Below are 11242 nucleotides of genomic sequence, written 5' to 3' on the forward strand. Positions count from 1 at the left end.
TAATCCCCTCCTATCTCTTAATATTCAACATCTTTCCCAAAGAACTTGTATTGGATGATTGAGAACACCCCAATGACGATCGCTAAAATAACTCCCATTGCCGAAGCATACCCATATTTATTTAAAACAAATGAGCGTTCATAAACAAGATACATCACGGTTGAAGTTGAATAGTTTGGTCCTCCAGCTGTTAAAAGTTGAATTAAAGAGAAACATTGGAAAGAGTTAATGGTTGATATCACGACAATATATAAGGTCGTTGGCATTAATAGCGGCCATTTAATATGTCTAAAAATCTGCCAATTATTTGCTCCATCAATCTGCGCTGCTTCACTATAATCTTTCGGGATATTTCCAAGTGATGCCACATACAAGATAATTGGCTGTCCAACAGAAGTTGTTAATAAAACGACCATCACTGAAATTAAAGCAAATCTTGCATCTCCGAGCCATGAAATTGGACTATCAATGACCCCCATATTTTGTAATAAATAATTCAAAATCCCATGTAAAGGATGAAAAATCCATTGCCAAACAACCGTAACACTTACAATCCCTGTGACCACTGGTAAGTAAAAGACTCCCCTAAAAAATGATCTTGTAAAGGCTGAGCGTTCATAGATAGCATTTGAAACAAAAATTGAAAATACAATGATAAATGGTACCGTTCCAATAACTAAGAGAACAGTATTCCAAAGTGATTTAGTAAACACTTGATCTGACATCAGGTCGATGTAGTTTTGAAGCCCTATAAAATTGAAGGTACTCATCGTATAATCATAAAAACTAATATAAATGCCTTGAATAATTGGAAATAAAACAAATATTCCAAAGAAGATTAAAGCCGGTAATAAAAACAAATACCCAACAATTGTTTCACGCATCTTAGGTGAAAGGGTACGTTTTTGATTTTTAGTCTGTGAGACTGATGGCATAAGTGGTTTTTGACTAATACTCGCCATGACTTCCCCCCTATTATTTTTGAACAACTCTCGTTCTTGATTTAATTAGACGTAGCCTAAATTTAGGCTACGTCATTTTTTTATTTTATTGTGGTATTCGCCTGTTCTGCGAAATGATCCAGAGCAGATTGAACATCTCCACCGTTAATTGCGTCTTGAAGAGCTGGGAACCATAAAGTTCTCATTTCATCATATCCACTAATGGTATTGTAGTAAGTCCCGTAATATGACGTCATTAAGGCATTGTACTGTAACTCTGCATCGTCATATAATCCTGTCATTGATTTTCGAGCGGCAAATGTTCCAGTCGCTTTAATATTTTTAACACCCCATTCTTCATCATTAGCCATGAAATCAACAAAACGTTTTGCGGCCTCGATACGTGCACTGTCTCCACTATTAAATACACAAGGACCACCAATTAAGTATTCAAGTGAGGGTTCTCCACTTTCATTTGGATAAGGAACGAATACGACTTCAAAATCCATTTTCTCTTTATTGTTATTTAGTAATCCTGGTGAGAATAAAATGGTGCTTGCTGCACGTCCAGCTACGAATTCGTCAATCGCATCACTTGATGTCATCGCACTACCATTTACTAAATATCCGTTTTTAATCGCATCTACCGTCCACTGTAAGGCTTTAACTCCACCTTCATCATTGATACGGTAAGCTGTTAAATCATCATTTGTAATCCATGAGTTATAAAGATTAGAAATGAAGGCACGAGTTCCTTGATCCCCCGCTGAACTTTTTGCATAGAAAATCGCTGGAATTTTTCCAGCATCTTTTAATGCTGATAATAATGTTTCATACTCTGCAACCGTCCAGGCACGTGTTTCATTATCTAATGGTAACAACTCAAGTAACCCAAGTTCTTCAAGCATCGTTTTATTAAATGCCATCATAAAAGGTGATGTATTAATTGGATACATATAATAATTATCATCTTGACCTTGTACAGCATCTAAAAGCATTGGATCTAAATCATTTTTAAACTCCTCTGTAAACATGTCATTTAATGGGGCTAAAACACCGTTATTTCCCCAAGTAATAATACGACCTGGTGCATCATAGACAACATCTGGTGCAGTATTGGTTTCAATCGCTGTATTAATTTTCGCTGGTCCATCATTAAATGAAATGATTTCTAAATTGACTTTAATGTCTGGATTTTTAGCTTCAAAAGCTGCAATCATTTCTTCTTCGTATTTTCCTACGGTGTCATCAATGGTTGCAAAGTTTGGAAAATTCCAAAACGTAATGGTTGTTACCTCATTTTTAGGTGTTTCGGTCGAGGTTTCTGGTTTTGTACTCTCGGTTGAGGTATTTGATGTATCTGTCGTTGGTTGTTCAAGTTTTGGTGCACAAGCAACGGTTAGCGTCCCAAGCGCTAATAACGTTACCATCGATAAAAATCGTTTCTTTAACATGACTATTCCCCCTATAGGTATCTATTGTTAAACACAACGATAATAAGTTATCGCTGGACTAACCTAATTTAAGTAATCAACCCACTAATTTAATTTATTTGCCACTGCGCCTGCCGTTAAGTTTTTCATTTCTTCTGAGACTTTTGCATTATTTATCATATATCCGATGCACAATAGTTCAATCATAAATAACTGTGACATTTTCGCGGATAACGATCCACCTTCTAACGGATTTTCTTTTCCTGAAGTAAGTAAGACAACATCTGCATATTTAGTAATGGGAGATTTAATATAGCTTGTAATTGCAATAATTTTACAGCCTCTTTCCTTTGCAATTTTGACAGAGTCTAATAAATCGATTGTACTACCTGTTATCGTAATAGCAATGACAACATCTTCTTGGCTTAAGGTTGCACTATTAATGGCCTGAAAATGTGAGTCTGTAATAGCCTCGATATGTTTCCCAACCCTTAAAAATTTGCTACTGGCTTCCCGAGCACTAAGCCCTGAAGATCCAACACCATATACATAAACATTGTTCGTCTGTTCGATGAGAGCACATCCATGTTTAATTTCCAGATCATCCAATAAATGTTTAGTATTCTCTAATGATTTAATCATCATTTCGTAGAGTTTATCAATATATGATAGTTCGTGATTTTCAATGGAATTTAAAGCAGGTTCTTTTGCCATAGCTAACTTAAAATCTTGATACCCTTTGTAACCTATCTTACGACAGAAGCGTAGAATGGTTGCCTCTCCGACCCCGATTAATTCCGCTAATTCCGTAATCGATAGATACATCACAGATTCTCGATGTGAATTGATGTAGTGACATATTTTGATTTCAGATTTTGTAAATCCACTTGAATGTGTTTGCATGATACTGGTTATCTTACTACTCAATTCAATCCCCTCCCCTAATGTTAACGGTTACAAAGTTAGCGATAAAAGAATCAAATGCTAATCTTTTACTCGTCCATTATGATCAACATTTGATTTCCATTTAAACGCGTTTTAATTTGAAATTACGTTTCACAATTACAATATACCTTGAAAAATATCTTCACTCAAGCGTTAGATTTAAATCTATAAAAAGAGCTAAAAAAAATCCATATCTTAGTTGAATTTATCCATTTTTGATATGACTGGTTATCATTTTCTATCCAAAAACAAAAAAATTCGTCACGAGTCTGACGAATTTTTTATCCTTAATTAACTTTATGTCCCTTACATTTACTACAAATTCCTTTAAATGACATATCAAATGATTGAACTTGAACATTTTCCTGGTTTTCTACTACCTTTGCCACATCAAATAATTCATCAATAAAAATATCTTGAATATCGCCACACTCTAAACATAAAAAGTGAAAGTGATCTTGTAGCGTTCCATCAAAACGATCCGGATACCCTGCGATACTTACCTTTTGAATCATATTATGCTCAGCTAATTGAGAAAGATTACGATAAACCGTTCCAAGACTTAAATTTGGATTATCTTTTTTTAACATTTCATAAATGGCATCTGCCGTTAAATGCATAGGATTTTCTTTAATACAATTAAAGATCATTTCTCGCTGTTTTGAATACTTCATAATTATCACCTAACTTTGTCATCTATTTTAGATACTTATAACTTATATTTGTGAATTAAACAAATCTATCCAATATTTATAATAGTAATGATTATTAGTTATAGTATAAATAAAAAGATGACGCTTGTCAATATGAATTTATTGACTCCTTTTCCATATACTCTTTGATTAATTCTAATTTTTCTTCACGTTTTAACCTTTTAATTTCACTTTCCCTTTTACACGCCTCAGATCGAGAATTAAAGTTTTCGATATATCTTAGCTCTACTGGACGTCGACTTCGAGTGTATTTTGCGCCTGCTTTTGTATGATTATGTTCATGTAATCTTTTAAAGACATCTTTTGCATACCCCGTATATAAAGTTTGATCAGAACATTCTACAATATAGACATAATGCATAAAAACTCCCCTACCTTTTGAATTACCTTCATTCATTTTACTCAATCTTATATAACTCCACAATAAAAAAATATCCTAATGACATTGAGATCGTCCTATCATAATCTCTTAAGGTTTAAAATTTAAATTGGCTTTATATACCTAAGTGATGAGTCCCTAATTTCTCATCAATAGTAGTAGAGAAAAAAAATGACTGAAATCATTTCGGACTTCAGTCGATCATTTGCTTGTTTTCTTATTCTCTTTAAACCATTAGTTTTGAATTTATCTTTTAGTAAATCATCGTTAAATGAATCAATAGGACAAATCATGTGAACCCCTACGTTATACTATAGGATTTTCTCTACTGGGTAAGCTCCCTTCGATAACACGTAAAGGTCTCATCATATCGTGATCTTCATGTTCTAACAAATGACAATGCCAGACGTATTCACCCGTAAATCCAGTAAAATGCATCGTAACACTTGTAATGGTTCCAGAAGGTACTTCAACCGTATCTTTAAATCCTTGTTCATACGAGTGAATTGGAAGTTCTTCTCCTGTTTCAATCGACGTTCTAGATAATATTTGAAATTGAACTAAGTGGATATGAATCGGATGTGTAACTGGTGTTGGATTAATTATATTCCAAACTTCTATTGTGTCACTTTTAACAATCTCAGTCGTTGGTTCATGCCACATTCGATTATTTAAAACAAGTATCAGTCTCCCATCCGGATCAAGCATCAAATTTCCATTTGAATCAGTCTTCGCTCCAAGTCTTAAAGTTCGAGTAGTAACAGCATCTGTTACAGTTAAATGGTCATAAGGATTAAGTCTCGTTGGAATCTCACTAGTATCGGGTTTTGAACGTTTAGAGGAAACTTTAAATTGCATAATAACGGCCGTATTGGAATCTACGTCATCTCCGTTATTTTTTAAAATAATCGTTTTACCTTTATAGTCTGAAAAATCTACAATGGTATCGATTCTTTCAGCAGGGAAAATTTTAAAAGATTTGATTTCATTCGTTTCTTTTATAAATCCTCCATCAGTTCCTATTTGATAAAAAGAGGCATCATTAGAAAAGCTTAAATCATAATTTCTTTCATTAGATGCATTCAGAAATCTCAAACGATATTTACGAGGCTCTACTTCTAAACATGGCCAAATCTTTCCATTAACTACAATAGTATTACCTAAAAATCCAGTAATGGGAGCAGGTGGATCTGGATTAATCAATGGTTCAGGATATAACAATGATCCATCTGGATTAAACGATTTATCTTGGATGATAATTGGAATTTCAAACGCACCTTTCGGTAAATTTAACCTTTCTTCTAATTCATCTCTAATCAGATATAATCCTGCCAAGCCAGCATATACATTTAATCTCGTACTTCCCATGGCATGATCATGATACCACAACATTGTAGAAGGTTGATGATTGGTATATTGATATACCCTCTTAGTGAAGTGTGGTCCTCTAAGCGCATAATCTTGAGTAAACCAGGCTTCCGGATGGCCATCACTTTCAGGCTCTACATGAGCACCATGAACATGAACAACTGTTTTAACTTCAGGTGTATCTATGGTCCCATGAAGCATGTAATCATAGGGAAGGATATGTTTTTCAGGCAATTTATTTTCCCAGCGTATATAAGTCATTCTATCTTTAAATGCCTCGATGGTTGGACCCGGATATTTTCCATTATATCCCCAAACTTTCGTTTTAGGAAAATAGGAATGGAAGGTATGAAACGCTTCCTTCATAGTGATACGGTATGCATCATATGTTTCAGTACAAATTTCACGTGCTGCTTTTTTGGGAATAGGGAGTCGATCAATATATTTTGGGATACTATCAGGATTTGAGGGATCAATATAAGGTGGTTTACATTTTAAATTCGTTGACCGTTTATCGATGTGATTTTCGTTCACGTTTAAGCACTTCCTCTTATGGAATCTCGTATAATATAAAATATGAATTTCTCTTCATTTTGCGTTAGTGTGATCTCCTTATTTCAAAAAAACAATGCATCTAAAAAAATAAATTCATCCCATTCTCCTTCAAAAATAAACCTCATTTCTACTCTCTCTAAATAGAGACCTTTTTACCAAGCAGTTGAGAGAGAATAGTTTTTACAAGCAAAACAATAGGGAACCTGCATGTTTAGAATGAGTCACAGTTATAAAACTTTTAGTCCGACGGTATCTTATCATTCAGGGGTTAACCCATTAAAAAGAGAATAAAAACTTGTGAGGCTCCCTGCTCTGATCTAGAGAAAATAAAACTTTGCCACCATAAAAAAGCTATCAGAACTCATTTCCTGCGTTCTGATTCTTATTAAATGAGAATGAAAAACAGATGATTAATCTAAAACTTTCACTGAGTAGATTAAAAGATCTCTGCTTTATAAGAATGCTGATCTACCTTTAAAATTAAAAATTTATCCATACTAACTAATCGTATCAATGATTTTTTATCATCTATACTTATTTAAAATACAGTAAAAAAAGAACCCCATCATAACAGCCTTCAAATCAATCTGTTTTTAATGACGTTCTTCTGTAAAAATTTTTAAAGGTATGACACGTAGAAAACTAACGTTTAATTTTAAAAAAATCCCTCATAATAATCGATTCAAATCAATAATATACTCGATTAAAGATTCATTCATTGGTACTACATCATCAATCTTTAATCGGTAATCCTCATACTCCTCTACAGGACCCTTCACATTTCCAATTAAAAAGTGGTATTCATCTTTTGGGGAATTCAAAATATACAGCAATTGAATATAAGTTCCATGATGATTCCATCCTTTGGCAAGCATACCATACTCTAACTGCTGCCCCTTATAAATTATGGTTCCTACTTCAACCGATTTAATTTGCGAGAGATGTTCCCAATAATCAATCAACAATTTAACACGAACATATCCATAACGCTGATTTTTTATTTGATTTAACTCTTTTAACATACCTCTCTCTCCTTATCCTCTCATTTATTAAATCATATGTTTAAACTCCTCTTTTCATGATGAAACAAAGAAAAAAGTCGACTTTACAACTCAAAACAAAATCGATGTAATCTTTAATGAAGTCAGTTCATCATCAAATTTAAGAAAAAAAGAAATAAACAGATTTATTTCTTTTTTCTTAAATCCACCCATTATTAAACTATAGCTTAAAAAAAGACTAGGTAAAAAAGCCCTAGTCTGCTACTTATTTCTTCCTAAAATCATTGATGGGATCATTCTCTATCAAATGCTTGACACTTGCTTGATGAAACACATCCAACTGCTGACTACACAGACAGCCTTATCGGGTCTCTAACAAGAGTTCGACACACGTTTCATCTCATAGGTTTCTTTAGAGACACATTGAAAGACCACGCCTTCTAAAAAAATACAGTACTTATATTTAATGATGTATGAAATGAATTATGTCCTTCTACTTTTTAAAAAATGAAAGTAAATTTTCATCAAAAACTTTTTTAAAACCACCCTTTCGTATACACTACAAACAAGATGACACTTTCAATGATCATTAATAGTGGAATAAATACTCTGAAATTTACATGTTTGGTCTTATGGTGAAATTGATTCATGCCTAACCACATTCCATAAGCCCCAAAGCAAGCGGCACTCAAGAATAAAGTTTTCTCGCTGATTCGCCACTCTCCTTTGATTGCTTTTTGTTTATCGACATACATTAATGTAAAGCTGATGAGATTAAGAATAATTAATAAAATTAACACATGATGTCTCCCTTCTCTATCGTGACCTTTTCAAAACGAAGCGTAATCACTTTTTCTAAGTCTTTTGGATTTAATTTCATTTGTAATCCAATTTTCCCACCACTCACAATAAAATAGTCTAACTGTTGTGCAGTGACATCAATCACAGTCGGGTAAACTTTTTTCATCCCTACCGGTGAACATCCCCCTCGAATATAGCCCGTTAATCCGTTAATTTCACTGACTGCTATCATCTCAAGTTTTTTTTCCGCCACAACTTTTGCCGCTTTTTTTAAATCCAGTTCAGTGGCTACAGGAATCACAAAAACATAAATATTTTTACTATTCCCTCTCGTCACCAACGTTTTATAAACAACTTCTACTGGATAGTTAATTTTAGTCGCTACCGTGATTCCATCGAGTTGATCATCGACCTCATAAGTTAACAATTCATACGAAATCTTTTTTTGATCAAGTAAACGGATTGCATTTGTTTTCACTTTTGACACGTTACTCAACTCCTATTTCTTAAAATAACTTTATTATACCTGAAAATCGAAGAAGTGCATGAGATTTCTCTGTGATTAAATTAATTTTATGATTATTTTAATCCGTCTAAATAGAAATCATCATAGGTTTGCCTAGAAGTTGACAATTGCTTTGAACGCAAAACATCAGAACATCTACAGTCCTTGAATCAGTCTCAATTCATAAAACTTTTTAGGATGAATCCTCTAAAGGAAGCATCTCACCAAAGGGGGAGTAAAATCGTCCGAATACTCCCCTACTCTTAAAAAAGTCACCATCTCTAGTAGGGAAAAGTCAAAGTTTTCAATTATGCAAACTTGATTTGAACCCCTAGATACAAAAAGTAGAAGGCTTTCACCCTCTACTTTTCCTCATTCTTCCCTATGTTATCTAATCTTTTTCACATCAAAACACTCTGCAAAGCGCATCATTAACTCATCCATGTCAATTTCTTTTTCATCAATTTTGAGATGACCTTCTACATAAAAGAGCGTATTTTTATAAACTCTTTTTGGATCATTAACCGTAATGTAACAATCATTTCCTAAATAATAAAATTGATCTAAATCATTACGTTCAATTAATCGTTTAAAGATAGGTTTTTTTTTATGATCTTCAGAGAGTGTCGCAATGGGTAATATGACAACAAATGGGTATTTTTCATTATGATTGTACTGATCTTTTTGAATCACAATACATGGTCTTAACTTGATTCCTGTTACAATTTCAAGGCTTTCTGATCGTCGTTTCCCTGTTTGGGGTTCAGATTTCCCTTGAAAGCCATCCTCTTTCTCGATAATTCGATACATTTTTGAATGTTGTTCATCTTTTTCGATGAATCTAAATGGTCTTCCTTGTGTATAAGGCAATGCAACATAAAAGATTTTTCCTCTTGAAATATCTTTACTATTGACTAACCGTGGAAGTTCACTCATTTTACTCTTCTTTCTTTACAGCATCTTCGAATTCTTTAACACCGGAACGATTTTCTTCTAAATCAATGATGTCATAAAGATTTTCTTCAAAGAAAGCCGCAACATCAAACTGTTGAAGAGGCGTTTTTTTTGTATTTCTGACACTAGAGGATGTTTTTGTTTCTTTTTGAAGCATGCCTTTATTCCAACCATCTTTACCTCGATTAAGCATTTTCCCTCACCTCGAATTAGAGATATCAAATCACAAGTTCTTATCCTACTTTAACTTTTACTACAATCTCTGCTCTACTGTATCTTATTCACAAATGATGGAAACATATATGCTTTCGCCTAAAGTTTAAAGACTAAAAGCTATCATTCTTTTCTTGATCCTCATTTTTAAGTTCTTTTAAAGTATCCTCTATTTGATTTAGCATTTCATGTTCTTTTTTATCATCTCCAAACCATTTATTAGTCGTGGTTGGATTATTGATAATCCCGAAGACTAATAGGAGCAATAAAATAATGTTGACAATCAAATCATAATGAGGGAATATCGGAATCTCGAATGTTTGTAAAACAAGAACAACTAATGAAAAGATAGAAATCCAAAAACCGTAATTATGAATTCTTAACTTTAAAAACTCTAACCATTGCTTCATTATGGACGATACGACCTTTCTTTTGGGCCTCGGATTTTTTAATCCTACTATAAATTATGAAATTCAAAAAAACGAGCACGTTGTTTTGTCCTTGTCGTATAAAAAAACCTCAATCCCATCCAGTCATTGAGGTCTTTTTATAATCAGCCACCCACTAATTAAACATAAAATGAATGTTAAACTTGCCAACAGTTGGCGCAAGAGCATCGAATCGAGTTGCTGTAAAAATAACTTACAACCTATCACCAAAACACCCGTGATTAAAATCATTGTTGTTTTGAGTGACTTAGTTTGAATTACTTTCATTAATAAATACAATAAGATGAATCCAAATAAAAGGAGTTGTAGCCAATCCATTCTCTTCCTTCTCTTTCTTATTCAGACAATAATTGATTAATGACATCCACCGCCATTTCCTTATTGAGTGAATTATTAATTAAAGCCAATACTTTTCCATTCGTGTCATAATTAATACGATTTAAAAGTTGGCTTCCAGCCATTTTAATACCATAAACTAAATCAGTTTGTTCATCTTTGATTAGTTGTGTTTCCTCAACTAAATTCCAATCAATCCCTGATATTTCATTTAAAGCTTCAAACATCTTCTCCTCTGCATAAAAGCCAAAATCACTCTCCCCCATAATGACTAAATCTAATTCTTGAGCTGCGATTTGTGAGATCATCTTTTGTTGATATAAATCGGTCATCTCATCAAATGATGTCTCCACTTCATTCAACCCATAAAATTGAACCAATACTTTTTCTTTCTTTGTTGCTTCTGGCGCCACTAATTGTGTTAAATCTTGTTGAATTTCTTCGATTTGCACGCCCGACTCTGCTTCTCCAAACAAAGTCAGTGAAAAAATAATTTTATCTTTTGTCATGACATCGTAAATTAAACTTCCGACTAATACCACTGCAAATAACCCCATCATCATGTGGCTTTTATAGTAATACCAAATATAATCTTTTTTTTCTTTTCGCGTCATTGTTTTTAAGTCTACTTTTTTTTCAGCCATTTTCC

At 33.4% G+C, this 11242-nt stretch carries 14 protein-coding genes; all 14 read right to left on the reverse strand.

Annotated elements, in window-relative coordinates; all coding sequences use genetic code 11:
* Positions 1 to 17: 17 nt before the first annotated feature.
* Complete coding sequence (locus tag QWC74_RS01595; RefSeq protein WP_155230754.1) at positions 18 to 935, reverse strand: carbohydrate ABC transporter permease; 918 nt, start codon at positions 933 to 935, stop codon at positions 18 to 20.
* Between the two features lie 107 nt (positions 936 to 1042).
* The gene (locus QWC74_RS01600; protein WP_006785606.1) at positions 1043 to 2395 is read right to left on the reverse strand and encodes an extracellular solute-binding protein; all 1353 of its coding nucleotides are present in this window, start codon (positions 2393 to 2395) and stop codon (positions 1043 to 1045) included.
* Positions 2396 to 2479: 84 nt separating this feature from the next.
* The gene (locus QWC74_RS01605; RefSeq protein WP_006785605.1) at positions 2480 to 3301 is read right to left on the reverse strand and encodes a MurR/RpiR family transcriptional regulator; all 822 of its coding nucleotides are present in this window, start codon (positions 3299 to 3301) and stop codon (positions 2480 to 2482) included.
* Between the two features lie 305 nt (positions 3302 to 3606).
* Positions 3607 to 3993, reverse strand: a complete 387-nt coding sequence (locus tag QWC74_RS01610; protein ID WP_006785604.1) for a Fur family transcriptional regulator — start codon at positions 3991 to 3993, stop codon at positions 3607 to 3609.
* Between the two features lie 127 nt (positions 3994 to 4120).
* Positions 4121 to 4393 (reverse strand): GIY-YIG nuclease family protein, encoded by a 273-nt coding sequence (locus tag QWC74_RS01615; protein ID WP_006785603.1) that lies wholly within the window; start codon positions 4391 to 4393, stop codon positions 4121 to 4123.
* Between the two features lie 324 nt (positions 4394 to 4717).
* Positions 4718 to 6313 (reverse strand): multicopper oxidase family protein, encoded by a 1596-nt coding sequence (locus QWC74_RS01620; protein ID WP_006785602.1) that lies wholly within the window; start codon positions 6311 to 6313, stop codon positions 4718 to 4720.
* 689 nt (positions 6314 to 7002) lie between these two features.
* On the reverse strand, positions 7003 to 7356 hold the full coding sequence (locus QWC74_RS01625; protein WP_006785601.1) for a hypothetical protein: 354 nt from the start codon (positions 7354 to 7356) through the stop codon (positions 7003 to 7005).
* A gap of 515 nt (positions 7357 to 7871) precedes the next feature.
* Positions 7872 to 8135, reverse strand: a complete 264-nt coding sequence (locus QWC74_RS01630; protein WP_006785600.1) for a DUF1294 domain-containing protein — start codon at positions 8133 to 8135, stop codon at positions 7872 to 7874.
* Positions 8129 to 8623 (reverse strand): Cys-tRNA(Pro) deacylase, encoded by a 495-nt coding sequence (ybaK, locus tag QWC74_RS01635; protein ID WP_006785599.1) that lies wholly within the window; start codon positions 8621 to 8623, stop codon positions 8129 to 8131. The genes QWC74_RS01630 and ybaK overlap by 7 nt, the downstream gene beginning before the upstream one ends.
* 405 nt (positions 8624 to 9028) lie before the next feature.
* Positions 9029 to 9577: a type II toxin-antitoxin system PemK/MazF family toxin gene (locus QWC74_RS01640; protein WP_006785598.1), complete on the reverse strand. Its 549-nt coding sequence runs from the start codon at positions 9575 to 9577 to the stop codon at positions 9029 to 9031.
* 1 nt (position 9578) lies between these two features.
* Entirely contained in the window at positions 9579 to 9788 is a 210-nt protein-coding gene (locus QWC74_RS01645; protein WP_006785597.1) for a hypothetical protein, read from the reverse strand.
* A 133-nt stretch (positions 9789 to 9921) separates the two neighbouring features.
* Positions 9922 to 10218: a hypothetical protein gene (locus tag QWC74_RS01650; RefSeq protein ID WP_006785596.1), complete on the reverse strand. Its 297-nt coding sequence runs from the start codon at positions 10216 to 10218 to the stop codon at positions 9922 to 9924.
* Positions 10219 to 10341: 123 nt separating this feature from the next.
* Positions 10342 to 10575, reverse strand: a complete 234-nt coding sequence (locus QWC74_RS01655; protein WP_006785595.1) for a hypothetical protein — start codon at positions 10573 to 10575, stop codon at positions 10342 to 10344.
* Positions 10576 to 10592: 17 nt separating this feature from the next.
* Positions 10593 to 11237, reverse strand: a complete 645-nt coding sequence (locus QWC74_RS01660; protein WP_006785594.1) for a hypothetical protein — start codon at positions 11235 to 11237, stop codon at positions 10593 to 10595.
* Between the last annotated feature and the right edge of the window lie 5 nt (positions 11238 to 11242).

It is taken from the genome of uncultured Turicibacter sp., from assembly GCF_938044715.1.
GTDB classification, from domain to species: domain Bacteria; phylum Bacillota_I; class Bacilli_A; order MOL361; family Turicibacteraceae; genus Turicibacter; species Turicibacter sanguinis.

Bases quoted from the DNA above. Each gene is read 5' to 3' on its own strand.
- QWC74_RS01595 (WP_155230754.1), bottom strand. From the start codon at position 935: ATGCCATCAGTCTCACAGACTAAAAATCAAAAACGTACCCTTTCACCT.
- QWC74_RS01600 (WP_006785606.1), bottom strand. From the start codon at position 2,395: ATGTTAAAGAAACGATTTTTATCGATGGTAACGTTATTAGCGCTTGGG.
- QWC74_RS01610 (WP_006785604.1), bottom strand. From the start codon at position 3,993: ATGAAGTATTCAAAACAGCGAGAAATGATCTTTAATTGTATTAAAGAA.
- QWC74_RS01615 (WP_006785603.1), bottom strand. From the start codon at position 4,393: ATGCATTATGTCTATATTGTAGAATGTTCTGATCAAACTTTATATACG.
- QWC74_RS01625 (WP_006785601.1), bottom strand. From the start codon at position 7,356: ATGTTAAAAGAGTTAAATCAAATAAAAAATCAGCGTTATGGATATGTT.
- QWC74_RS01640 (WP_006785598.1), bottom strand. From the start codon at position 9,577: ATGAGTGAACTTCCACGGTTAGTCAATAGTAAAGATATTTCAAGAGGA.
- QWC74_RS01645 (WP_006785597.1), bottom strand. From the start codon at position 9,788: ATGCTTAATCGAGGTAAAGATGGTTGGAATAAAGGCATGCTTCAAAAA.
- QWC74_RS01650 (WP_006785596.1), bottom strand. From the start codon at position 10,218: ATGAAGCAATGGTTAGAGTTTTTAAAGTTAAGAATTCATAATTACGGT.
- QWC74_RS01655 (WP_006785595.1), bottom strand. From the start codon at position 10,575: ATGGATTGGCTACAACTCCTTTTATTTGGATTCATCTTATTGTATTTA.
- QWC74_RS01660 (WP_006785594.1), bottom strand. From the start codon at position 11,237: ATGGCTGAAAAAAAAGTAGACTTAAAAACAATGACGCGAAAAGAAAAA.